22 protein-coding genes are annotated in these 23313 nt (G+C 72.1%); 10 read left to right on the top strand and 12 right to left on the bottom strand.

The window, feature by feature from the left end; genetic code table 11:
- Positions 1–120 precede the first annotated feature (120 nt).
- Positions 121–705 carry a hypothetical protein gene (locus ACH4FH_RS18545; protein WP_398556920.1) on the top strand — a complete coding sequence of 195 codons (585 nt, stop codon included), beginning with the start codon at positions 121–123 and terminating at the stop codon, positions 703–705.
- A gap of 15 nt (positions 706–720) precedes the next feature.
- Here ACH4FH_RS18545 and murJ read toward each other — a convergent pair whose 3' ends face one another.
- Both murJ and ligD read right to left on the bottom strand, forming a co-directional pair.
- Entirely contained in the window at positions 721–2289 is a 1569-nt protein-coding gene (murJ, locus tag ACH4FH_RS18540; protein WP_398557111.1) for a murein biosynthesis integral membrane protein MurJ, read from the bottom strand.
- Between the two features lie 264 nt (positions 2290–2553).
- On the bottom strand, positions 2554–3444 hold the full coding sequence (ligD, locus tag ACH4FH_RS18535) for a non-homologous end-joining DNA ligase (protein WP_398556919.1): 891 nt from the start codon (positions 3442–3444) through the stop codon (positions 2554–2556).
- 30 nt (positions 3445–3474) lie between these two features.
- On the opposite strand from ligD, the gene ACH4FH_RS18530 reads away from it, so the two are divergent.
- Both ACH4FH_RS18530 and ACH4FH_RS18525 read left to right on the top strand, forming a co-directional pair.
- Positions 3475–4617, top strand: coding sequence for a Ku protein (locus ACH4FH_RS18530; RefSeq protein WP_398556918.1), 1143 nt, complete (start codon positions 3475–3477; stop codon positions 4615–4617).
- Positions 4618–4667: 50 nt separating this feature from the next.
- The gene (locus ACH4FH_RS18525) at positions 4668–5042 is read left to right on the top strand and encodes an RNA-binding S4 domain-containing protein (RefSeq protein WP_398556917.1); all 375 of its coding nucleotides are present in this window, start codon (positions 4668–4670) and stop codon (positions 5040–5042) included.
- Positions 5043–5082: 40 nt separating this feature from the next.
- Here the strand turns inward: ACH4FH_RS18525 and ACH4FH_RS18520 are convergent, their stop codons facing one another.
- Positions 5083–5505: a YchJ family protein gene (locus tag ACH4FH_RS18520; protein ID WP_398556916.1), complete on the bottom strand. Its 423-nt coding sequence runs from the start codon at positions 5503–5505 to the stop codon at positions 5083–5085.
- A 196-nt stretch (positions 5506–5701) separates the two neighbouring features.
- On the opposite strand from ACH4FH_RS18520, the gene ACH4FH_RS18515 reads away from it, so the two are divergent.
- On the top strand, positions 5702–5896 hold the full coding sequence (locus ACH4FH_RS18515) for a hypothetical protein (RefSeq protein WP_393896812.1): 195 nt from the start codon (positions 5702–5704) through the stop codon (positions 5894–5896).
- A 131-nt stretch (positions 5897–6027) separates the two neighbouring features.
- Complete coding sequence (locus tag ACH4FH_RS18510) at positions 6028–7641, top strand: hypothetical protein (protein WP_398556915.1); 1614 nt, start codon at positions 6028–6030, stop codon at positions 7639–7641.
- Positions 7642–7735: 94 nt separating this feature from the next.
- Here the strand turns inward: ACH4FH_RS18510 and ACH4FH_RS18505 are convergent, their stop codons facing one another.
- Positions 7736–9241: a PLP-dependent aminotransferase family protein gene (locus ACH4FH_RS18505; protein WP_398556914.1), complete on the bottom strand. Its 1506-nt coding sequence runs from the start codon at positions 9239–9241 to the stop codon at positions 7736–7738.
- 194 nt (positions 9242–9435) lie between these two features.
- On the opposite strand from ACH4FH_RS18505, the gene ACH4FH_RS18500 reads away from it, so the two are divergent.
- The 4 genes from ACH4FH_RS18500 (at position 9436) to ACH4FH_RS18485 (ending at position 12945) form a co-directional block, all read left to right on the top strand.
- Positions 9436–10026, top strand: coding sequence for a YitT family protein (locus ACH4FH_RS18500; protein ID WP_398557110.1), 591 nt, complete (start codon positions 9436–9438; stop codon positions 10024–10026).
- Positions 10023–10823: a glycerophosphodiester phosphodiesterase gene (locus ACH4FH_RS18495; RefSeq protein ID WP_398556913.1), complete on the top strand. Its 801-nt coding sequence runs from the start codon at positions 10023–10025 to the stop codon at positions 10821–10823. Before ACH4FH_RS18500 ends, ACH4FH_RS18495 begins: the two co-directional genes overlap by 4 nt.
- 52 nt (positions 10824–10875) lie before the next feature.
- The gene (locus tag ACH4FH_RS18490) at positions 10876–12264 is read left to right on the top strand and encodes an MFS transporter (protein ID WP_398556912.1); all 1389 of its coding nucleotides are present in this window, start codon (positions 10876–10878) and stop codon (positions 12262–12264) included.
- 303 nt (positions 12265–12567) lie between these two features.
- On the top strand, positions 12568–12945 hold the full coding sequence (locus ACH4FH_RS18485) for an RNA polymerase-binding protein RbpA (RefSeq protein WP_026170122.1): 378 nt from the start codon (positions 12568–12570) through the stop codon (positions 12943–12945).
- Positions 12946–13032: 87 nt separating this feature from the next.
- Here the strand turns inward: ACH4FH_RS18485 and fxsA are convergent, their stop codons facing one another.
- From fxsA to ACH4FH_RS18460, 5 genes are all read right to left on the bottom strand, one after another.
- Positions 13033–13605, bottom strand: coding sequence for an FxsA family membrane protein (gene fxsA, locus ACH4FH_RS18480; protein WP_398556911.1), 573 nt, complete (start codon positions 13603–13605; stop codon positions 13033–13035).
- A 113-nt stretch (positions 13606–13718) separates the two neighbouring features.
- Positions 13719–14477: a polyprenol monophosphomannose synthase gene (locus tag ACH4FH_RS18475; protein ID WP_398556910.1), complete on the bottom strand. Its 759-nt coding sequence runs from the start codon at positions 14475–14477 to the stop codon at positions 13719–13721.
- The gene (gene lnt, locus ACH4FH_RS18470; protein ID WP_398556909.1) at positions 14474–16147 is read right to left on the bottom strand and encodes an apolipoprotein N-acyltransferase; all 1674 of its coding nucleotides are present in this window, start codon (positions 16145–16147) and stop codon (positions 14474–14476) included. The genes ACH4FH_RS18475 and lnt overlap by 4 nt, the downstream gene beginning before the upstream one ends.
- Before the next feature lie 562 nt (positions 16148–16709).
- Positions 16710–18350 carry an amidohydrolase gene (locus ACH4FH_RS18465; protein WP_398556908.1) on the bottom strand — a complete coding sequence of 547 codons (1641 nt, stop codon included), beginning with the start codon at positions 18348–18350 and terminating at the stop codon, positions 16710–16712.
- Positions 18351–18406: 56 nt separating this feature from the next.
- Complete coding sequence (locus tag ACH4FH_RS18460) at positions 18407–18847, bottom strand: Lrp/AsnC family transcriptional regulator (RefSeq protein ID WP_026170119.1); 441 nt, start codon at positions 18845–18847, stop codon at positions 18407–18409.
- A gap of 208 nt (positions 18848–19055) precedes the next feature.
- Here ACH4FH_RS18460 and ACH4FH_RS18455 point away from each other — a divergent pair, with 208 nt between their 5' ends.
- Positions 19056–19484, top strand: coding sequence for a hypothetical protein (locus ACH4FH_RS18455; RefSeq protein WP_398556907.1), 429 nt, complete (start codon positions 19056–19058; stop codon positions 19482–19484).
- A 39-nt stretch (positions 19485–19523) separates the two neighbouring features.
- Here ACH4FH_RS18455 and ACH4FH_RS18450 read toward each other — a convergent pair whose 3' ends face one another.
- The 3 genes from ACH4FH_RS18450 to ACH4FH_RS18440 all read right to left on the bottom strand — a co-directional run bounded on the left by ACH4FH_RS18450 (position 19524) and on the right by ACH4FH_RS18440 (position 23303).
- Complete coding sequence (locus tag ACH4FH_RS18450; protein ID WP_398556906.1) at positions 19524–20615, bottom strand: phosphotransferase family protein; 1092 nt, start codon at positions 20613–20615, stop codon at positions 19524–19526.
- The gene (locus tag ACH4FH_RS18445) at positions 20612–21784 is read right to left on the bottom strand and encodes a hypothetical protein (RefSeq protein ID WP_398556905.1); all 1173 of its coding nucleotides are present in this window, start codon (positions 21782–21784) and stop codon (positions 20612–20614) included. Before ACH4FH_RS18445 ends, ACH4FH_RS18450 begins: the two co-directional genes overlap by 4 nt.
- A 346-nt stretch (positions 21785–22130) precedes the next feature.
- Positions 22131–23303 carry an acyl-CoA dehydrogenase family protein gene (locus ACH4FH_RS18440; protein ID WP_398556904.1) on the bottom strand — a complete coding sequence of 391 codons (1173 nt, stop codon included), beginning with the start codon at positions 23301–23303 and terminating at the stop codon, positions 22131–22133.
- Positions 23304–23313: the final 10 nt, after the last annotated feature.

The following is a 23313-nucleotide window of genomic DNA, read 5'->3' as shown; positions in this document are numbered from 1 at the left end:
TTCACGCAACCGCGAGGGGCCCGCCGCGCTTCCGAACAAGCGAGACCGAATGCGGGTGTTGCGACCGCTCCGGATCTTCGGATCTTTCGGATTCCCCGATCACGTGTGGTGGAGGCCCTGATGTCGACGTACTGCGAGCAGACCCCTTTGGGCGCGGCCCCCTGGACGGACGGCGCTCCCGCTCGCCCCGCATCCACGGCATACCGCGCCACGACGGACTACACCCTCGCTCCCCCGCGCGCCGAGGACCGCCTCGCCACGGCCTCGTTCCCGGCCGGATACCTCGTGCCGGCCGTGTACCCGAGTCGCCTGCTTTCGCCGCCGCGTCCCGAGGACCGCGTGGCGGCCGGCCCGCACACGGGGGACATCGGACGGGCTTCCCGCCCGGAGACGTGCCGGCCGAGCACCCCGCCGCCGGCCGACCACCGGTACGCGTATCCGGAGCACCGGCAGCAGCCGCCGCGCCGCGACGACCTCGCTCCCCCGCACCCCGAAGCCCGGCGCCAACCCCCCGTGAGCACGCCCGATCGCCGACGGCTGGAGATGCAGGCCGCCCTCACGGCGGCAGGTGTCGCCCCGATGGCGGGGGACGGCGCCGCCGTCCACAGGCTCGCCCAGCTCGACGACGCGACGGTCGGCGCGGTCATCCGCTGGATCGGCGCCGCCGCGCAGCGACCCTCGTGGCCCCGCCCGCAGGCGGTGTGACCCGCGGCCCCACCGTCATCGCAGACCGGGCAGGCTCCGCAGTTCCCCGATCTTCAGGAGGCGGGCGGACAGCACGAAGACCAGCGCCATGGTGAGTCCGCCCGCGGACAGGGTCAGGGCCGGGGTCCGCAGCGCCGCGGCGGGCACGTCGGAGCAGACGCGTGCGACGGCCCAGCCGAGGGTGCCGGCCGTGGCGGCGGCCGCGGTCAGCTTGCCGTAGGTGCGGCACAGCCGACGGCCGTCGAGCCTCCCGGCGAGCCGGCGGCGCAGCAGCAACGCGGTGGCGAGCAGTCCGATGCCGTACGCGACGGTGTAGGCGGCGGCCATGCCGGTGACCGACCAGCGCGCGGGCAGCAGGAGATGGCACGCGGTGGCGAGGGCGACATTGACGGCGGCGATCGCGCCGGCCATCCAGAACGGCGTACGGGTGTCCTCGAAGGCGTAGAAGCCCCGCAGCAGGAGGTACTGCGCGGAGAACGGGATGAGGCCGAGGCCGAACGCCTGGAGCATGTGCCCGGCGGGTTCGGCCGACGCGGCGTCGACCGTGCCGTGGGCGAAGAGCAGTTGTGCGGTCTGCGGGCCGAAGACGAGGAAGAAGAATGCGGCCGGGACGATGACGACGCCGCTGACGCGCAGCGCGCGGGAGAGGTCGGCACGTAGGTCGTCCAGACGGTGGGCGGCAGCCGCCCGGCTCATCCTCGGCAGCAGGGCCGTCACCAGGGAGACGGTGACGATCGACTGCGGAAGCATCCAGATCGTCTGGGCGTAGGAGTAGGCGGTGTATCCGACGCCTGCCGTGGGGAGTCGCTGGTCCGCGGCGTTGGCGTAGTGCGTGACGACGGTCATCGCGGCCAGGTTGGCGACGACGAAGAGCAGGGTCCAGCGGGCTGCCGCGATGCTCTTGCGCAGGCCGGTGCCGCGCCAGTCGAAACGGGGCCGGAAGCGGAAGCCGGCGGCGCGGACGAACGGGATGAGCGCGACGCCCTGGAGGACGATGCCCAGGGTGGTGGTGAGACCCAGCAGGTGAATCTGTCCGCGAGTGATGTCCTCGATCCGGTCGGGGCCGGTCAGCAGGCCGACGTAGACGCCGAACATCGCTATCAGTACGAGGTTGTTGAGGACGGGGGTCCACATCATCGCGCCGAACTTGCCGCGTGCGTTGAGGACTTGTCCGAGGACGAAGAACAGGCCGTAGAAGAAGATCTGCGGGAGGAGGAAGCGGGCGAAGACCACGGTGAGTTCGAAGGCTGCGTGCGTGCGCGGGGTGTCCGGCGTGTAGACGGCGACGATCTGCGGCGCTGCCCACACCGCGAGCAGCGTGCCGGCCGCGAGCACGCTCAGAACAAGGGTGACGAGCCGCTGTTCGTAGGCGCGTCCGCCGTCCGCGTGCTCCGCCCTGGCCCGGACGAGCTGCGGCACCAGCACCGAGTTGAGCGCGCCGCCGATCAGCAGGGTATAGAGGCTCATCGGGACGACGTTGGCGGTGTTGTACGTACTCGCCAGCAGGCCGGTGCCCAGCGCGCCGGCCTGGAGCACCTGCCGGATGAGCCCGGTTCCCCGGGAGGCGACGGTGCCCAGCGCCATCAGCAACGAGGCACGCAGCAGGCCGCCCTTGCGGCCGCCCTTCGGCGCGGCATGCCGGCGCCGCCGTGCGCCCGGTCCGCCGTCCGGCGGCTCGACGCGGCCGGCAGCCTCCCCGGATAAGCGCCGGTCCGGCGATCGCAGCGGCATCGTGTCGTCCGTTGTTCTCTCCACCATGGTGGTCAACCTATGACGCGTCCCGGCGAGGTTCGGGCCCCTCGGACGACGCTCCGGTGCGGGAAAGATCACGCCTCTGGGACGGAACGCTCAGGCCGTCGGGAGCGGGCGGGCCCGTCGGGCGTCGAGGAGCGGCGCCAGCAGATCGCCGTGGCGCTCGTGCCGGGGAGCGATGTCGCTGAACAGGAAGGACAGTTGATCAGGTGCGGTGCAGTCGGCGACCTCGTCCCAGGTGACGGGGGTGGAGACAGTGGGCGTGGCGCGGGCCCGCAGTGTGTAGGCGACCGCGGTCGTCTTGGCGGCGGCGTTCTGGGAGAAGTCGATGAAGACCTTGCCGGGGCGCAGCGCCTTGGTCATCTTGTGCACGACGAGATCCGGCAGCGCCGTCTGCGCCTCGACGGCGAGCGTCTTGGCGTAGGCGGTGGCGTGTTCCGAGGACGTGTGCTCGATGGGGACGACGAGGTGCAGGCCCTTGGACCCGCTGGTCTTGGCGTACGCGTGCAAGCCGTCGGCCGCCAGCCGGTCGCGCAGCCACCGGGCGGCGGCGCAGCACTCGACGATGGTGGCCGGTTCACCGGGGTCCAGGTCGAAGACGAGCCGGTCCGCGGAGCCCGGGGCGTCGCAGGTCCATTGGGGTGCGTGCAATTCGACCATCAGGTTCGCCGCCCAGACCAGCGAGGAGAGGTCCGGCAGCAGGACCTGCTGGGTGGACTCCCCACTCGTATGGGGCACCTCGCAGGTCTTCACCCAGGAGGGCGTCCCGGGCGGCAGGTTCTTGGTGAAGAAACGGAGGCCGTCGGGCCCGTCGGGGAAGCGCAGGAAGGACAGCGGCCGGTCGCGGAGGTGCGGGAGGATCACGTCTGCGGTGGTGGTCCAGTAGTGCAGCACCTCGCCCTTGGTGGTGCCGGTCTCGGGATAGAGGACCTTGTCCAGATTGGTCAGCGAGAGGCGCCGCCCCTCCACGACGGTGATCGGCGACATACGATGAGAATCCCACACAAGGGATGAAGTATGCGATCTATCTGGAATGGGTCCATCTCGTTCGGCCTGGTCACCATCCCCGTCAAGACCTACAGCGCCACCGACCGCACATCGTCGGTGTCCTTCGTGCGCATCCACGAGAAGGACGGCGCGCAGGTCCAGTACCGGAAGATCTGTGAGCTGGACGGGAACGAGGTCCTCAACGAGGAGGTCGGCAAGGGCTACCAGGTCCCCGGGGACGACACCATCGTGCCCATCACCGACGAGGACCTGTCCCGGCTGCCGCTGCCGAGCTCGAAGACGCTGACGATCCTGTCGTTCGCCGACCCCGACGAAGTCGATCCCCTCCAGATGGACAAGTCCTACTACCTGGGCCCCAACGGCGCGGCCGCGGCCAAGCCGTACACGCTGCTGCGGGAGGCGCTGGAGCAGCACGGGAAGGTCGCGATCGGCAAGGTGGCGATGCGGGGGCGGGAGACGCTGGCGATGCTGCGTCCGCACGACGGGGCACTCGTGATGCACGCACTGCTGTGGCCCGACCAGATCCGGCCCGCGACCGGGATCGCGCCCGAGGACGTCGCGATCCGGGAGAACGAGCTAAAGCTCGCCGAGACCCTGATGGACTCCCTGGGTGAGCTGGACCCCGCCGAACTCCACGACGACTACCGCGAGGCCGTCGAGCAGCTGGTCAGCGCGAAGCTGGAGGGCGGTGAGCCGGTCGCGCCCGAGAAACCGGCCGGTGGGCAGGTCATCGACCTGATGGCGGCCCTGGAGAAGAGCGTGCGGGCGGCCCAGGGCGGGGCGGATGGCGATGAGGCCGCATCCTCCGCCGGGGGCGGGGAGGCGGCGTCGGCCTCGGTGACATCCCTTCGGGGCCGCAAGACGGCGAAGAAGAGCCCGGCGGACACGGCCGGGAAGAGCGGGGCGAAGAAGTCCGCGGCGAAGCGGACGACAGCGGATGCGGGACCGGCCCGCAAGACCACCGGCTCCACGGCGAAGAAGACGGCGTCCGCCCCCAAGGCGTCCGGCGGCCGGGCGAAGGCCACGTCCTCCGCGGGCGGCGCCGCGTCCGGGACATCCGGCGCCAAGAAGAGCACGGCCAAGAGCACCGGCAAGAAAACAGCGGCGAAGAAGACCACGCCCAAGAAGTCCGGAAAGAAGACATCCGCCTGAGAACATCCGCCGGAGCCACCGGCGCCGCCGCGAGGTTCTAGAGTTTTGTCATGGCTTCAGACGAGGGCACCACCCGCATCGACAGCTGGATCTGGTCGGTGCGGCTCACCAAGACGCGCTCGGCAGCCGCCACGGCCTGTCGCGGGGGGCACGTACGCGTCAACGGCGAGCGGGTGAAGCCGGCCCACGGGGTGCGCATCGGCGACGAGGTCCGGCTGCGGCACGCCGGTCGGGAGCGGATCGTGGTCGTCTCTCGCCTTGTGCGCAAGCGGGTGGGCGCGCCGGTCGCCGCCGAGTGCTTCGTCGACAACAGTCCGCCGCCCCCGCCGCGCGAGGAGGTGCCGGTCATCGCGCACCGCGATCGTGGCGCGGGCCGCCCGACCAAGCGGGACCGGCGCGAGATCGAGCAGTTGCGCGGCCGGTAGCGGGCCTGGCACGGCCGGGCCGCCGACGCTCCAGCGACCGCTAGGCCCCCGGCAGCGCGTCCACGTACACCCACCGCCCGTCCTCACGGACGAAGCGGCTGTTCTCGTGCTGGCTGCCGGTGTCACCGTGCAGCGAGTAGTGCGCGCGGAATTCCACGGTGCCCTCGGCGTGGAAGGCGCTGCCGCCCGTCGTGCCGAGGATGTCCAGTCCGGTCCACCGCTGCGCGGGCTCGAAGTCGAGGCCCTCAGGGCGGGTCGAGGGGTGCCAGGTGCGCAGCAGGTATCCGGCGTCCCCCACGGCGAAGGCGCTGTAGCGCGAGCGCATCAGGCGCTCCGCGGTCGGTGCCGCGGCGCTTCCCCGGTGGAAGGGGGCGCAGCACTCGCGGTAGGTCTCCGCGCGTCCGCAGGGGCAGGGCGAGGCGGGTGTGACAGCGGCTGAGCGGCGCGTTTTCTTCTTCGACACCCCACGATTGTGCCGGGTCGGCGGGGTGGGGCCGCGACACGCGGAGCACAAGGGGACGACAGGGTGCCTCACCACAGCGCCCGTTTGGGGGGTTTCAACGATAAATCACCCAAACGCAGCTTTTGCGGGCTTGATACTTGCTGTGAGGCTGGAAGAACTCATGGTGACCGTCCCCACCACCCAGGAGAGAACCCCCATGATTCTGTCCATTTCCGGCGTGATCCTGCTCGGCGTCATCGTCTTCCTGTTCTTCCGCAAAGACGGCCTCAAGATGTCCCACGCGCTCGTCTGCGCGCTCTTCGGCTTCTACCTCGCCGGCTCGGCGATCGCGCCCAGCATCAAGGCCGGCGGCGCGAGTCTGGCGAGCCTCCTAGGAGGACTGAAGATCTAGCTCGGTGTGGGGGTAACGGCCGACCGGGCCACGCCATGTCCCGTCCGGCCCGTTCCCTCAGCCGCATGTTCCCCGGCTCGCATCCCACGCCGAGCCGCTCACGACCACCGCACGAACAACAGGAGACAGATGTGGCTCGGCGCCCCCTGCCCCGCATCCTGACCAACAGCGCACCGCTCACGCGCGGCCGCGAATTCGCGCGTACCGCCGCCGACAGCGCCTCCGACGTCTTCCACCCGCTGATCACGATCAGCCGTGGAGTGCGCCGGCTGGCCGTCGCCGCCGGGCGGCGCTGGTCCGAGACGCCCAAGGAACGTCGCGGACCGCTGTTGTTCTTCGTCGCCGCGTGCGTCCTGGTCGTGGCCCTCGCGCCCTTCGGGCCGCTGCTCGCACTCATCGCGGTGATGGGAGCGGCGGCCTGGGCGGGGCGGGACCGCAATCCCGCCCCTACGGGTCCCACGGAGGCGGAGACGAACCGGCTGCGTGCCCTCTACGAAGCGCTGGTGCCGTACTTCACCGTCGAAGGCGACCCGGTCCCCCTCTACACCCACAACGGCGAGTGGGAGCAGGTCTTCACCGAGTACAGCTTCGACGACGACGGGCGGCTCGCCCGCCTCCAGCTGAAGTACCCGACGTACTTCACCGATGGCGAGGAGCGGTCCCGGGCTCGCATCGAGCAGGTCCTGCACGCGAAGTCCGGCCGCGGCCGGGAATACCACTTCGCCTGGGACGAGGAGGCCAACCAGCTCGTCCTGACCGTCCTGGGCGCGCTGCCCACCGATATCGCGGCGCAGCTCTTCGTCACCTCACCCGGCGAGACCGTTCTCGGCTTCACCGACCCCGACACCGTGCGGCGGACCCTGCCCGTCACCGCCGCGGCGGAGACGCGGGATGTGCCGCCGGTGGTCTGGCGCACCGGCCGGCGGTCCACCGAACCGCATCTGCTCGCCCTGGGGCAGCCCGGGTCGGGGACCACCACCCTGCTGCGCTCGCTGGCGCTCCAGGCCCTGGAGGACGGCGATGTGCTGATCATCGACGGCACCGGGACCGGCGAGTACGCCTGCCTGGCCGGGCGCAGCGGAGTGCTGGGCGTCGAGAGCGGTCTCTCGGGCGCGACGGCGACGCTGCAGTGGGCCTCGCACGAGACCGAGCGCCGGCTGATCTCGGCGAACCGGGCGCGGCAGGCCGGCCGGTCCGCGCCGGAGGACACCCGGCGTCCGCTGTGGATCATCGCGGACCGCCCCACGGCGCTGACGCATCTCGCGACCGCGGAAGGGCGCGACGATCCGCAGCGCCTGCTCCAGGTACCGCTGCGGCACGGCCGGGCGGCCTGCGTCACGGTGATCGTGGCCGATCAGTTCGAGGGCGCGGAACTGCTGAGCGAGCCGGTACGGGCGCACACCAAGGCTCGTGTGGTGCTCGGCCCCGCCACGGCAGAAGAGGTGCGTGCGGTGCTCGGGGCGCCGCCGCACACCACACCCACCGCCGAGGTGCCGCCGGGCCGGGGTTACGCGCGGCTCGGCACGGGTCCGGTCCTGCGGCTGCAAGTACCGGCCACGCCCGACCCGTTCGACGAGGCCACGAGCGAGGCACACCGGCAGGCCGTCATGGCGCTGCTGCCCGAGCACACCGTTCCGGCCGGCGGGATCACACCCGGCGCCGTAGCCGTCTCCAAGCCCGCCGCCCCCGCGGAACAGACGACGTTCGGCGAGCCGGCCCCCCTCCCGGGAGCAGGCCACCGCTGATCGGACGCGGACGGCCGGCCCCCGGTGGGCGCGACCACGCGCGCCACGCGACCAGCCACCCGCGCCGCAGGGTGCCCCGGCGGACCGCTGTCCCTCAGGCGACGAACGGGTGCCGCACCTCGGCCTCGACCGGGGCGCCCGTCGCGACCAGGCGGGCGGCGCCGGCCAGTCGGACAGCCGCCTCGTCGGCGACCGCGCCGCTGACCGTGAACGGCAGCCGCACGAAGCCCTCGAAGGCACCGTCGACCCCGAACCGCGGGCCGGACGGGACCCGTACGCCGAGCCGTTCCCCCGCCTCGGCGATACGGGAACCGGAGAGTCCGCCCGTACGGGCCCAGAGGGTCAGTCCGCCGCGGGGGACGCTGAACTCCCAGTCGGGCAGGTGCCGGTGCAGGGCCGCGACGATCGCGTCGCGGTTCTCCCGGGCCTGCTCCCGGCGGATCTCGACGGCCTGCTCCCAGCCGCCGGTCTCCAGGAGCGAGGCGATGGCGAGCTGTTCGAGCACCGGCGAGCCGAGGTCGGAGTAGGCGCGGGCGGCGACCAGGCTGCGGATGATGTCCGGTGCGGCCCGCACCCAGCCGATCCGCATCCCGGCCCAGAACGCCTTGCTGGCCGAGCCGACGGTGATGACGGCGCTGCCCGCCGGGTCGAACGCGCAGACGGGGCGGGGCGGGTCGGGCTCGGCGTCCAGCTGGAGTTCGGTCATCGTCTCGTCGACGACGAGCAGCGTGCCGGCCGAGCGCGCGGCATCGACGAGGCGGCGGCGCTGGTCCTCGGTGGCGAGGGTGCCGGTGGGGTTGTGGAAGTCGGCGACGACGTACGCCATGCGAGGGGCCGCGTCGCGCATCACCTGACGCCAGACGGGGATGTCCCAGCCGGCCAGCCGCTCACCGAGCGCCACCGGGACGAGCCGGGCGCCGGCGTCCCGCATCAGCTGGAGGATGTTGGCGTAGGACGGGGAGTCGACGGCCACCCGCTCGCCGGGGCTCGTACACAGCCGGCAGATCGCGGCGACCGCGCCCATCGCCCCGGTCGTGACCATGATCTGTTCGGGCATGGTGGGGATGCCGCGGGCGGAATAGCGATCGGCGAGGGCCTGGCGCAGGACGGGGAGGCCGGCCGGGTAGTCGCCGTGGGTGTGGGCGTAGAGCGGCAGGTCGGCCATGGCGCCCTGGACGGCGCGGGTCAGCCAGGGCTCGGGTGCCGGAAGGGCGGCACAGCCGAGGTCGATCATGGAGCCGGCGGCCTCCGGCGGCAGCGGCTCCAGGCCCCGGGTGGGCAGGGGGTTCCCGGCCGGGACGGCGGTCCAACTTCCGGAGCCGCGCCGGGACTCCAGGAACCCTTCGGCGCGCAGGGCTTCGTAGGCGGCGGCGACGGTGGTACGGCTGACCCCGAACGCGGCGGCCAGCTCCCGCTCGGCGGGCAGCCGCGCCGCGACCGGCACCCGGCCCTCCAGGACGAGCAGGCGGACGCCGTCGGCGAGGCTGCGGTAGGCGGGCAACCGCCGCCCCCCGCCGAGGGCTTCGGCGTCCCGCGGGTCCTGTGACCGGAGCAGTCGGGCGAGTTGGGGCGCGCCTACCGCCGAAGTCCACTGAGCCATGAAGATCAGTCCACCTTCCCCGAATTGGCTCTACTTCGTAAGCCTGAACATGCCACATGGTGTCATGCGTCAGTCCAATCGTGCCAGGAGGGGGACGCGTCGTGTCCATCACCGAGGAATCCGTCGCTCGACGCCGGCTGCTGCCGCGTCGGCTGATCCAGCTCTATCTGGGGCTGGTGCTCTACGGGGTCAGCATGGGGCTGATGCTCAGGGCCGAGCTGGGGCTGGAGCCCTGGAGCGTGCTGAACCAGGGCATATCCCGTCATACGGGGTTGTCGATCGGCATGGTGACCGTGGTGTCCGGCGCACTGATCCTGCTGCTCTGGATCCCGCTGCGCCAGCGTCCCGGGCTCGGCACCGTCTCCAACGTGGTGATCCTCGGGGTGGTGATGGACGCGACGCTGGCCGTGGTGCCCGAGCTGCACGGACTCGGCGCCCGAATCCCGCTGCTGGCGTTCGCCGTCCTCCTCAACGGCGCCGCGACCGGCCTGTACATCTCCACCCGCTTCGGCCCCGGCCCGCGCGACGGCCTGATGACCGGACTGCACCTGCGCACCGGCCGCCCGGTGCGGCTGGTGCGGACCCTGATCGAGGTGGCGGTGCTCGCGGCCGGATTCCTGCTCGGCGGTTCCGTGGGGGTGGGGACGGTGGTCTACGCGCTGGCCATCGGGCCGCTCGCCCAGTTCTTCCTCCGCCACTTCGCGATCAAGGGCCTGCCCGGTCCGCCGTCACCCGTGGTGGCCCGTGCTCCGGCGCGCAAGGAGCACGCGATACTTCCCGAGTGATCCGGAAGCCAGGCATACGCCACCCCTACCTCGACCACCCCGCCCCGCTCCCCTTCGCCCACCGGGGCGGGGCGGCGGACGGCCTGGAGAACACCGCCGTCGCCTTCCGGCGGGCGGTGGACCGCGGCTACCGCTACCTGGAGACCGATGTGCACGCCACCTCGGACGGGAAGCTGGTCGCCTTCCACGACACGACCCTGGACCGGGTCACCGACAGTCGCGGCGAGATCCGCGCGCTGCCCTGGCGTGCGGTGCGCCGGGCCCGGGTGGCGGGCCGGGAGCCGCTGCCGCTGTTCGAGGACCTCCTGGAGGAGTTCCCGCAAGCTCGCTGGAACGTCGACCTCAAGGCCGAGGCCGCTCTCGTCCCCCTCCTCGACCTGCTGCGCCGCACCGACGCCTGGGACCGTGTGTGCGTCGGGTCGTTCTCCGAGGCCCGGGTGGGCCGGGCACAGCGGCTGGCGGGCCGGCGGATGGCGACCTCCCTCGGCACGGGCGGCGTGGCCGGCCTGCGCATGCGGTCCTACGGCCGCGGATCGCTGCCACTGGACCGGCTTCTCGGTGCGGCGGTGCGGCGCAGCGCCGTGTGCGTACAGGTCCCCGAACGACATTCCGGCATCCCCGTCGTCGACCGGCTGTTCCTGCGCGCCGCGCACGCGCTCGGCATGCAGGTCCATGTGTGGACGGTCAATGACGCCGATCGGATGGCGGCCCTTCTGGACCTCGGGGTGGATGGCATCATGACCGATCAGATCGACACCCTGCGCACGGTGCTCGCCGGGCGGGGCTGCTGGGTCTGAGGACCGGCGGCTGTCCGCCGTGCCACGGGGAGAGGGATACGGGGGTGTGCCGGTGAGCGCGCAGACTGTGGCCGGGGGCGTGGCGGAGGCGGACGACCGGCGCCGCGAACAACGCGGCTGGTATTGGTACGACTGGGCCAACAGCGTCTACTCGACGAGCGTCCTGACGGTCTTCCTCGGGCCCTATCTGACGTCGGTGGCGAAGGCCGCGGCGGACGCCCACGGTTTCGTGCACCCACTGGGTGTGCCGGTGCGCGCGGGCTCGTTCTTCGCCTACGCGGTCTCGGCGTCGTTGCTGGTGGCCGTGCTCGCGATGCCGCTCGCCGCGGCGCTGGTCGACCGCACCGGCCGGAAGAAGCCGCTGCTGGGTTTCTGCGCGTACGCGGGCGCGGCGGCGACCACCGGGATGTTCTTCCTGGGCGGTGAGCGCTATCTGCTCGGCGGAGCGCTGCTGATCATCGCGAATGTCGGGTTCGTGGTGGCGATGATGCTCTACAACTCCTTCCTGCCGCAGATAGCCGAGCCCGAGGAACGCGACGCGGTGTCCTCCCGGGGCTGGGCGTTCGGCTACGCGTCCGGGGCGCTGGTGCTCGTCGTCGATCTGGTGCTGTTCGCCGGGCACGACTCCTTCGGCGTCTCCGAGGGGACCGCGGTGCGCATCTGCCTGGCCACCGCGGGCCTGTGGTGGGGCATCTTCACCGTGATACCGCTGCGCCGCCTGCGTGACCGGTACGCGGTGGGCAGTGGCCTGCCGAGCGAGGTGGGCACGGCCATCGCGGCGGGATCGGCGTCGCCGGGCGGCCGGAGCCGACAGCAGCTCCGGGAGACGCTGCGCGACATGCGCCGCCATCCCCTCACGCTGTCCTTCCTCCTGGCCTATCTCGTCTACAACGACGGGGTGCAGACGGTGATCACCCAGGCGTCGGTGTACGGCTCCGAGGAGCTGCGTCTGGACCAGACGACGCTGATCGTGGCGATCCTGCTGGTGCAGGTGCTGGCCGCGGCGGGTGCGCTGGTGATGGGTCGGTTCGCCCGACGGTACGGCGCCCGGCGGACGATTCTGGGCTCTCTGGTGGCCTGGACGCTCACGATCGCGGCGGGCTACTTTCTGCCCGCGAGGGCGCCCGGCTGGTTCTTCGCGCTGGCGGTCGGGATCGGCCTGGTGCTGGGCGGCAGCCAGGCGCTGTCGCGGTCGCTGTTCTCCCATCTGATCCCGCGCGGCAAGGAGGCGGAGTACTTCTCCGCGTACGAGATCAGCGATCGGGGTGTGAGCTGGCTGGGGCCCCTGGTGTTCGGGGTGGCCTATCAGCTGACCGGAAGCTACCGGGTGGCCATTCTGTCCCTGGTGGCGTTCTTCGCGATCGGCTTCGTTCTGCTGGCGAGAGTGCCGCTGCGCCGGGCGATCGCCGAGGCGGGGAATCCTGTCCCGGACCGGATTTAGGTTCGGGGCGCGCGGGGCGGTAGTGTACGCCTTTGGCTCACCAGGCGGACCGTTACTGCGCGCTCAACGAAACAAGGCGCTGGGTGACATCTGCTGCCAGATGTGACAAACCGGGCGCTGGTGGGTACAACAAGGGGCGGCACGAAGGAAGGCAGCGGCGCACAGCGCCTCCGTCACGGGCGGTGGTGGGCGACGGGTGGGCGCATCCCGTTTACGGGAATCTTCACCGCCGACCGGACGTTGACCGGATGACGACGACAGCGACACCTGTCCTGTGGGCGACAAGCCCGGGAGGCACGATTCATGAGTGAGCGAGCTCTTCGCGGCACGCGACTCGTGGTGACCAGCTACGAGACCGACCGCGGCATCGACCTGGCTCCGCGCCAGGCGGTGGAGTACGCATGCCAGAACGGCCATCGATTTGAGATGCCGTTCTCGGTTGAGGCCGAGATTCCGCCGGAGTGGGAGTGCAAGGTTTGCGGTGCACCCTCCCTCCTGGTGGATGGCGATGGCCCTGAGGAAAAGAAGGGTAAGCCCGCGCGTACGCACTGGGACATGCTCATGGAGCGGCGCACCCGCGAGGAGCTGGAGGAGGTGCTGGCCGAAAGGCTGGCCGTCCTGCGCTCCGGCACCATGAACATTGCCGTGCATCCGCGCGACAGCAACCGCAAGTCCGCCTGACAACCGGACTTCCTTAGGCACGACAGCACGTACAAGGGCCGGGCCACCGCACAGCGCGGTGGCCCGGCCTTTGCCTGTTCGCGGCCCTCAGCCCGTCAGCGGCGGGTCCTGGCGCCGGGGGGCAGGCGGTTCGTCGTCGTGGATGACCTCGCCCTGGACGACCTTGCCGTCCGGGCGGCGCATGCGGGCCTGCTGAAAGGCGTCACCGAATGTCCCCGGGGCGTAGGCCGCCCGCCGGTTCAGCACCTTCTCCGCGCGGTGGTGGAGCAGCTTCCCCGTCGGTGGGAAGAGGCAGAGCAGGCCCAGCACGTCGGACACCAGGCCCGGCACCATCAGCAGCAGACCGCCGAGCATCGGCAGGGTGTTGCCACTGCCGCCGGTCGCCGGGTCCTTGGGCGCCGCGGGATCACGGCCTGCTTGCAGGCTCTCGGTGAGGTTCTTCCAGGCGCGGCGGCCGGCCCGCTTGATCACATAGGCCCCGGCGATCACGCCGGCCAGCAGCAGCAGGAAGACCGTCAGGCCGTTCGTGGCTCCGGCGACCACGATCAGCAGCCAGATCTCCAGCACCATCCAGGCGGCGATGCCCAACGGGACGAACCTGCGGGCGCGTGAACGCTTGGGCGGGCGGGGACTCGGCGATGGCGTGGCTCCGAACGTCATGCCTCAAGTGTGCCTGGCCCCGCGCGCGCAGACCCCTAAGGGTCACGCGTTGTCGACCGTCCGCCCACGCGTCGCTGCTCGGTCCCCGACCGAAAGGGCAGGGAGAGCTGTCGTCAGCGGCCGCGGATCTTGCCCACGCGGGACCCGACGCCCCAGGCCGTGACCCGCCACAGCGCCTCGACGACGATGTCACGGCTCATCTTGCTGTCGCCCAGCTCCCGCTCGACGAAGGTGATCGGCACCTCGACGACGTGGTAGCCGGCCCGGACGGCACGGCGGGCGAGGTCGACCTGGAAGCAGTAGCCCTGGGAGGCGACCTCGTCCAGGCCGAGGCCCTCGAGGCTCTCCGCGCGAAAGGCACGGAAGCCGCCGGTCACATCGCGGATGGGGACGTCCAGCAGGATGCGGGAGTAGGTGCTGCCGCCGCGGGAGAGCATCTCGCGGGTCTTGGGCCAGTTCACGACGCGGCCGCCGGGCACCCAGCGGGAGCCGAGGACGAGGTCGGCGCCTTTGAGTGCGGTGAGCAGCCGGGGCAGCTCCTCGGGCTGGTGGGAGCCGTCGGCGTCCATCTCCACCAGCACGCCGTAGCCGTTGTCGATGCCCCATCGGAAGCCCGCGAGGTAGGCGGCGCCGAGCCCTTCCTTGCCCTTGCGGTGCAGGACGTGAACCTGCTCGTCGGAGGCGGCCAGTTCGTCGGCGAACTTGCCGGTGCCGTCGGGGCTGTTGTCGTCGGCGACGAGCACGTGGGCCTCGGGGACGGCGGACCGCACCCGCGAGACGATCGGCTTGATGTTCTCCGCCTCGTTGTACGTCGGAATGATCACCAAGGTGGTGCCGAGCGGACCGTACTGCCGCTGACCGCCGTCTGTCACTGCTGCCCCTTCTCGTCCTTCGAACGCCCGCGCCGGCCGATGACTGTCGCGGCGGCACAGGACAGAAGACCAACGATAGCGAGCGCCCACTCGGGAGCGGCACCGACGCGGTCGGCGAGCGTCGTTTCGTCGCGCAGCGGGATGCGCGCGGACACCACGCCCCGGGTGAACTCCGGGATCTGGTGGGTGACGGTGCCGTCCGGGGCGACGACGGCGCTGATCCCGCTGGTGGCCGCGGTGACGACGGCCCGGCCGTGCTCGACGGCGCGGAGCTTGGACATGGCCAGCTGCTGTTCCGGCTGGCCGGTACGGCCGTAGGTGGCGTTGTTGGTCTGGATGACCAGGGCGCGGGCTCCGGCGTCGACGGTCTCGTGGACGATCTCGTCGTAGGCGACCTCGAAGCAGATGACATCACCGAGCTTGGCGGGGCCGATGTTCAGCACGCCGGTGTGGTCGCCCGGGTAGAAGTCGCGCGGCACGCGCTGAAAACGAGTGATGATCTTGCTGAGCTGCTCCCGGAACGGCACGTACTCGCCGAACGGCACCGGGTGCTGCTTGGTGTACGAGGCGCCGGGGCCCTTCTTCGGGTCCCAGACGATGCCCTCGTTGAAGACATAGCCCTGCCGGGACGGGTGGTCGACGAGGGCGCCGACGAGCACGGGGACGCCGATCGCCTTCACGGCCTCGTCGATCCGGTCGTATGCCTGCGGGTACTGGAACGGGTCGAGGTCGGAGGAGTTCTCCGGCCAGATGACCAGGTCGGGCTTCTTCGCCTTGCCCGCCTTGATGTCGGCGGCGAGCTTCTCGGTGGCCGTGGCGTGGTTGTCGAGGATCTTCATCGGGCGGCCCAGGAAGTCCATCCCGGCCTGCTGGACGTTGCCCTGGACGACGGCGATGTCGACGGTGTCGTCGGCCTTGGTGGGGACGGGCACGGCCGCGCCGGCCACGGTGAGGGCGGCGGCCAGTCCGAACGCCTCGAAGGCCGGGATCGCCCGGCGCAGGGTGCCCGAGCTCCGCAGCCCCCACAGGGTGGCGGCACAGGCGGCCAGCAGGGCGCCGGCCAGGGCGACCGCGAAGGTCACCAGCGGGGCGCCGCCCAGCGCGGCGAGCGGCGTGAAGGGCGAGGCGGTGTTGGCGAAGGCGAGCCGTCCCCAGGGGAAGCCGCCGAACGGAAGGCGGTCGCGGGCCCACTCCTCCGCGACCCACAGGCAGGCGGCCCACAGCGGCCAGGCCGGCAGCCGCGAGGTGCCGGCCAGCGCGGCGCCCAGGAGCGTCACGAAAAGCGCCTGGACGACGGAGAGTCCCACCACCGCGTCCCAGCCGATGACGTGCAGCCACTTCAGCAGGAGCAGGAAGAACGGCACGCCGAAGGCGAAGCCGGTCCAGGCGCCCTGACGGACGCTCCGGCCACGGGTCAGCAGCGAGAGCGCGGCCACGGCCACGAGGGACAGCGGCCACAGGTCGTACGGCGGGAAGGCGAAGCCCAGCGCGACGCCGGAGACGACGGCGAGGCCGGTGCGCGGTGCCGCACGGCGGGCGAGCGCGAGGAACCGACGGGCGCGGCCGGGACGGCGCTGCGCGTCGGCCGAGCCCGCTTCCGTGGGCGGCACCGGGCCGTCGGACGAGGTGTCGCTGACGGCTTCTACGGTGGTGTCGGAACCCGATGGCACGGTCGCGCCTTCCTTCAGGTCGTGCGGTGGTGAGCTGACCGTACATCGGGTGGCCGCGGTTGCGGGTGCGGGGTGCGCGCGGTAGAGGGCGCAGCGGGAGGGTGCGGACGGGCCGCGCGGTGGTGCGGGATCGGGGCCCGGCGCCCTTCGGGCCGACCTGGGACCCGCTGGCTGCGGGTCGACCGAAAGCCGTTGTCTACTGAGCATCCGGGCCCCACCCGGGTCGCACCTTCCCCCACGCTCTGAAGGGAGCAGGGAGGGACCCCCATCCGGCCGAAACTAATCCGGCGCGTCGGGCCGCTGATGCTGGACCTGGCTCCCAGCGGCGGTGTGCCGGTGTGGCACCCCGCCCCATGGCCCAGCTGCGTTCGACGACTGCGCGGAGGTCTCCCGATCGGACGTCCTGTGGTGGACTCGGCCGAACCTACCGGCCGCCGACCGCCTGCTGTCAACAGGTGCTCCGCCTGCGTCGTTTTCGCGTCGGGCCAGGTCAGTGGCGCGCCTTCGCAGGTCGGGCGAGTAGCCGCAGGCACGTCCTCGGGCGGCACGGAGCCGCGCGATGTCACTCGTTCGGCCGCCCGAAGACCGTCCGGCCGCCGACGACGGTGCGCAGGCACACCGGGAGGGCGCTGCCGGGGGTGAGATCGGGCAGGCCAGGGGTGCCGGAGCGGGGGTCGGTCGACCACCGTTGGACGCGCTCGTCGGGGGCCTGGACGAGGAGGTCTCCGGTGCGCCAGACCGCGTAGTCGGCGGGGGCGCCGGGGACCAGGATGCCCGCGTCGTCGCGGCCGATGGCCCGCCAGCCGCCGCGGGTGTGCGCGGTGAACGCGGCGCGGGCGGAGATGCCGTGGGCGCGGGTGCGGTGGAAGACGGCGGCGCGCAGCGTGCCCCAGGGGTCGAGCGGGGTGACCGGGCTGTCGGAGCCGAGGGCGAGCGCCACGCCGGCCTTGAGCAGGGCGGCGTACGGGTTGAGGGTGCGTGCGCGGTCGGCGCCCAGCCGGGCGGCGTACATGCCGCTTTCGCCGCCCCAGGCCGCGTCGAAGGCGGGTTGGACGGAGGCCGTCAGGGCCAGATCGGCGAAGGCGGAGAGGGTGGCGTCGGTGAGCATCTCGGCGTGTTCGACGCGGTGCCGGGCGGCGCGCACACGGTGCAGGCCGACGCGGTCGGCGGCGGCGCGTACACCGTCGACGACGGTGGTCAGGGCGGCGTCGCCGATGGCGTGGAAACCGGCCTGGAGGCCGGCTTCGGTGCAGGCGGTGACGTGCGCGGCGACCTCCTCGGCGGTGAGGTGCGCGCTGCCGGTGTGCGGGGCGTCGGCGTAGGGGGCGTGCAGGTGGGCGGTGTGCGAGCCGAGGGAGCCGTCGACGAAGAGGTCTCCTGCGGCGCCGACGGCGCCCAGCTCACGGATCCGGTCCGCGTCCTTTGCGGTTGCGATCATTTCGGCCCAGTAGCCGACGACCCGCGGGCCGTTCCCCTCGGCGGCCAGGGCGAGCAGCGCGGTGAGGTCGTCCTCGCCGGAGATGTCCGGGCCGGCGCATTCGTGGAGGGTGCCGATGCCGAGGGAGGCGGCGTGCGCGAGGGCGGCTGTCTGGGCGTCGGCGCGCTGGGCAGGTGCGAGCGTGGCATAGGCCGTCTGTCGCACCGCGTGGTGGGCATCGCCGGTCAGCGGGGCGTCGGGGCGGAATCCGGATCGGTCACGGATGCCCGGCACCAGGTCGAGCAGGGCGGTGGTGACGACGGCGGAGTGCACGTCGACCCGGGTGAGGTAGAGGGGACGGCGGCCGGCGGCGTCGTCCAGTTCGGCGCGGGACGGCGGGCGGCCCTCGGGCCAGGCGGCGGCGTCCCAGCCGTGGCCGAGGAGGATCTTGTCCGCCGGGCGGGCCGTGGCGTACGCGCGGATCCGGGCCAGCGCGTCGGGCAGCGTGGCGGCACCGGAGAGGTCGAGGCCGGTGAGCGCGAGGCCGGTCGCCGTGGTGTGCACGTGTGCGTCCGTGAACGCGGGGGTGACAAGTGCGCCATCGAGGTGAACGACCTCGTCGACGCCGTCGGCGAAGGAGTCGGCGGCACCCTCCTCGCCGACCCAGGCGACACTGTCGCCCTCCACGACCATGGCGGTGGCGAAGGGGTCCGCGGGGCTGTGCACCTCACCGCCGCGCAGCAGGACGGTTCGGGGACGGGCCGGGTCGGGGGTGCGCTCGCTCATACCGGACAGTTTGCCGCCTGCGCGCGCGGGGGCCGCGCGCGGGGTCGGATGCCCGGTCAGATGCGGGGCGGCCGCGCCTCGTACGGAGTGGAGAGCACGACCGTGGTGCGGGTGGAGACCCCGGCCAGGGTGCGGATGCGGGTGAGCAGATGTTCCAGCTCCAGCGGGGTGGCGACCCTGACCTTGAGGATGTAGTTCTCGTCGCCGGCGACGCTGTGGCACGCCTCCAGCTCGGGGACCTCGGCGAGCCGGTCGGCGATGTCGTCCGGCGCGCTCGGGTCGAAGGGTTTGACCGAGATGAAGGCGGTGAGCGGCAGCCCCACGGCCTCGGGGTCCACGATGGCCGCATAGCCCCGGATGACACCGCGCTGTTCAAGGCGGCGCACACGCTGATGCACCGCCGAGGTCGACAGGCCGGTGGCCTTGCCCAGGTCGGTGTAGCTCATCCGCCCGTCCTTGACGAGAAGATCCACGATTTGTCGGTCCAACTCCTCCACCCGCCCAACTTACTGCGCCCGGGCGCGTGCGCGCACCGCGCGCCGGATCGTGGACACCCCACACCGTGCAGTGTGATGAATGCCACACACGCGCCCCCGTGTCCGTGGGGCGGCGGCGATTATGCGCGCGGCATGAGGGGAATTGCTGGTGGTGGCCGGGGCCGCCCGTCACAGGAAGTCAGCGGTCCGACCGGCCCACCCGAGGGGGATGGACATCATGCGACGCCTGAAGCAGGAATCCGCTGCGGCGAACGTCGGCGCCCAGGAGGGCGACAGTCCCGGTTCCACCGGCGACGACGACGCGTACGAAGCATTCGAGACCATTGAGATCTACCGCGTGACCTGCCCGGACTGCGAGCAGCCCATCGCGCTGCTCGCAGACGAGGACACCCTTCCCGAGCACGCGCTCTGCCCCTCGCCGTGGAACCCGTTCGGCCTGACGGTGTGCCAGGGGTCGGGGCGGCCGGTGGCCGAGGCCCCGTCGACCGACGACACCCTGGACGCCCAGGAGCAGGACGCGGCCATGCTGCTGACGCTCCCGGAGGGCCTGGACTGGCGTCGGCAGCCCTTCTCGCACGTCGGAGGGCCCGGTACGCGGCCGACCCGGATCGAGCCGCAGGTGCCCCGCCAGGTCTGATCCGGTCCGGCGTCCCCGGCGGGTCACCCGTAGCAGCGTTCACCAGTAGCGGCCGGCGAGCATCGCTTCCAGCGTGTCCCGGTGCAGGATCAGTGCATCGGGCTCGTCGGGGGCGACCGCCTCGCCGAAGTGGATCCGCCGGTAGGCCACCCGCAGCATGACGACCGCGTGCCGCAGCGCCGCGTAAAGGGTGTGGAATTCCATGTCGCGGGGCGAATGCCCGGTGAGCCGGGCGTAGCGCCCCTCGATGCTGTCGCGCCGCAGGAAGGTGGGCAGCCCGCGCCGGCCTCCGGCGACGGCGAGGTCCTGGAAGAAGCGGTGCAGATACACCATCCAGCCCAGGTCCAGTTCGCGCGGCCCGAGGGCGGCCATCTCCCAGTCCAGTACGGCCGCCGGCGTGAAACCGTCGTAGACGATATTGCCGATCCTGGCGTCTCCCCAGGTCAGCACCGTCTCGCCGGGGTCGGACGGCCAGTGGTCCGCGAGCCATCGGAAGCCGCGCTCGATCAGCGGTGAGCGGGGACGCCCTTGGACGACCCAGGCGTAGTAGGCGTGTTGGGCCTCGACGTGACGGTGCAGAGCGGATCCCGGGCCGGGCGTGGCGAGGAAGTCGGCTGCTCCGGAGGGCACTTGGTCGTGCAGGCGGGCGAGCACCGAGACGCTGGCGGCTTCGAGGTGCTCCCGTTCGGCGTCGGTGGCCGCATGCAGCCAACTCCCCTCGTACGTATAGGGCATGACGTCCGGCGGGACACGTCCTGCGGCCCGCGCCATGACGAAGAACGGCGCGCCGAGGTGCGCCGGGTCCTCCTCCAGCCAGAAGGTGCGGGGCACCGGGAGGTCGGTGTGCTCGGCGACCAGGCGCATGGTGCGGTACTGCCCGGCCATGTCGTAGCGGGGGAAGACCGTGTACGCCGTGGGGTCCGCGGCCAGCCGTAGGACGCAGGAGCGGACCGGCGGGCGGGGATGGTCGATGTCGAAGAGCAGCGTTTCGCTGGACATGCCGTTGGAGTCGGGGACGGTCGCCCCGATGGCGCGGGCGCCGGGGAGTCGGGTTTCGAGCCAGGCGGTGAGGCGGCGGGTGAGCGCCTCGGGGTCGCGGGTGGTGGTCCGGGGGCGGGGCGCGGTGGTCATCGGCCGGCTTCCTCCTGCCCGGCGGGCCGCGGTGCGGCGGGAGCGGCTTCAGGGGCCACGGAGTCGTAGCCGGTGAAGCCGCTGGGGTCGTGCCGCCCGAAGCTGCCGTGCTCGAAGATGCCGTACCCGGTACGGCCGTCGAGGGTGAAGCGGGCAGCGTGGTCGGTGACGCCGTAGGCCGCGAGCGGGTGGGCCGCGGGGTCGGAGAGGTCGTAGACGCGGCGGTCGGTCCAGTCGCGCCCTCGCCAGGTGCCGTGCTGCCAGTCGTCGGCCGGCAGGTAGCCGGCGCCGACCGCGAGGGGCGAGGAGGTGAGGATCTCCGCGGTGAGGGCGAGGGGTTTGCGGTCCCGGTCGGTGAGGTGGATGACGGCACGCTCGGGGTGACGGGTGCCCGGCCGGTAGGTGATGTCCGTGTGCGGCCAGCCGAGTTGGGTGTCGAGCGCGCCCGCGCGGACCGACGTGGCTTCGTTGAGCGTGCGGTGGCCGTCGGCGTCCTCCTGGACGATGACCATGAGGAAGCGGTCGTCGAAGCGCACCGGGCACCACACCCAGTGAAAGCCCTCGGGCCGCAGCTCCTCCGCGGCGCGCCCGCCGTCCTCGCCGGGGATCGGGCGCACACCCCAGCTGCGGTCCCGGGTGCCCGTCCACTCCCCCGTCGTGACGGCGATCTCCTGTCCGCCGACGCGGATCGTGCCGGCGCAGGTGCCCGCCTGCACGAAGCGGCGCCCTTCGAGCATCAGGCGGTCGCCGCGGTACTGGGTGTGGTGGGGCTCCCAGGTGGCGGGGAAGGCCGCGGTCCACGTCAGGTCGTAGGCGAGACCGTCCGGGTCGTCCGGGTCCGCGGCGCAGGTGAGGCGCAGCCGCTCGAGCGGTTCCTCGACGGTGATGCCGAGCGGGCCGACGGTGAGTGCCATGCGGTCGTCGGTGAGCGCGTCGGAGGCGCGCACGGCGTGCAACCGGTCGCCGAGACGGAGGGTGGCGTAGGCGTCGATGACACCGGTGTTGGGGTAGACGCCGAGGCCGGCGATGAGCAGGGCGCGGCCCGAGTGGTCCATGACGTGGAAGATGCACCGGTCGTAGGCGTTGCGGTCGCCGGTGGCGACATGCCGCATGGACAGCGGGGCCTGGTGGATCGGGTATTCGTCGAGCGCGATCGGGCGGTCGGACACGGTCTCCTCCTGGACGCGCGGTCGGCACGGTCGAGGCCCGGAGTGTGCTCCGGGCAACGGCAGTTGACGGTACGTCAGGAACCGGCGGGCGGCCATAGCCGCGGAGGGAGCCGGGGATGCCGCGCGTCGGCGCCCCCGCCACTTGGCGGGTTGTGGCGGAAGAATGGCGAAAAGTACGCCCGGCTCCCCCCACGGGAGCCGGGCGTACGTCTATGGGGCGCAGACCGGAAGCCAGACGCCTGCCCCGGCCCGGACGGCACGAGTGGGCCAGGGCGGCGGCGTGCGCCGCCCGGCCTCCGTCAGCGCGATTCCGTCAGCGCGAGCCCGGTCGGCTCGCTCAGCTCTGTCAGCGGGATTCGGGGCCCGCCAGATGGCGGGCGATGACCATCCGCTGGATCTGATTGGTGCCCTCGACGATCTGCAGGACCTTGGCCTCGCGCATATAGCGCTCGGCGGGAAAGTCCAGGGTGTAGCCGTATCCACCGAGGAGCTGGACCGCGTCCGTGGTCACCCGCATCGCGGTGTCGGTGCAGAAGAGCTTGGCCATCGCCGCCTCCTTGGAGAACGGCAGTCCGGCATCGCGCAGCCGGGCGGCGCTGAGATAGAGCGCCCGGCCGGCCTCCACCTGGGTGGCCATATCGGCCAGCATGAAGCGCAGGCCCTGGAAGTCGGCGATCGGGCGGCCGAACTGCCGGCGCGTGGCGGCGTAGCCCAGCGCTTCGTCCAGCGCCGCCTGGGCGACGCCGATGGCGCATGCCGCGATCCCCAGCCGGCCGGACTCCAGGGCCGAGAGGGCGATGGCGAACCCCTGCCCCTCGTCGCCGAGGCGGCGGGTGTCGGGGACGCGCACGCCGTCGAAGTGCAGCTGAGCGGTCGGCGAGCCCTTCATGCCCATCTTCCGCTCGGGCTGGGCGGCGCTCAGCCCCTCGGCGTCGCCGGGGACCAGGAACGCCGTGATGCCGTGGGCGCCGCTGCCGCCGGTGCGGGCCAGGACGGTATAGAAATCGGCCACGCCGCCGTGGGTGATCCACGCCTTGGTGCCGTTCAGCGTCCAGGTGTCGCCGTCCCGGGTGGCGCGCGTGGTCAGGGAGGCCGCGTCGGAGCCCGACGCGGGCTCGGAGAGGCAGTACGCGCCGAGGAGACCGCCACCGAGCATGGCCGGAAGGTGCTCGGCACGCTGTTCCTTGCTGCCGTATCCGGCCAGCGCGTGGCAGGAGAGCGTGTGCACGCTGACGCCGAGGCCGACGGTGAGGCGGGCGGCCGCAAGCTCCTCCAGGACCTGGAGGTACACCTCGTAGGGCTGATCGCCGCCGCCGAATTCCTCGGCGAACGGGAGGGACAGCAGGCCGGCTTCCGACAGCAGCCGGAAGGTCTCGCGCGGGAAGTGCCCGGCGTCCTCCTCCTCGGCGGCCATGGGCCGGATCTCGCGCTCGATGAGCTCGCGTACGAGCGTCATCAGGTCGCGGGCTTCCTCCGTGGGCAGCCGGCGGTCCACCGGCTGGGGGCCGTACTCGGTCATGGCGGCGCTC

This window comes from Streptomyces sp. NPDC017993 (genome assembly GCF_044328065.1).
Lineage (GTDB): Bacteria > Actinomycetota > Actinomycetes > Streptomycetales > Streptomycetaceae > Streptomyces.
The sequence above is the reverse complement of the archived record's forward strand: the minus strand, read 5'-3'. Positions and strand labels throughout refer to the sequence as shown.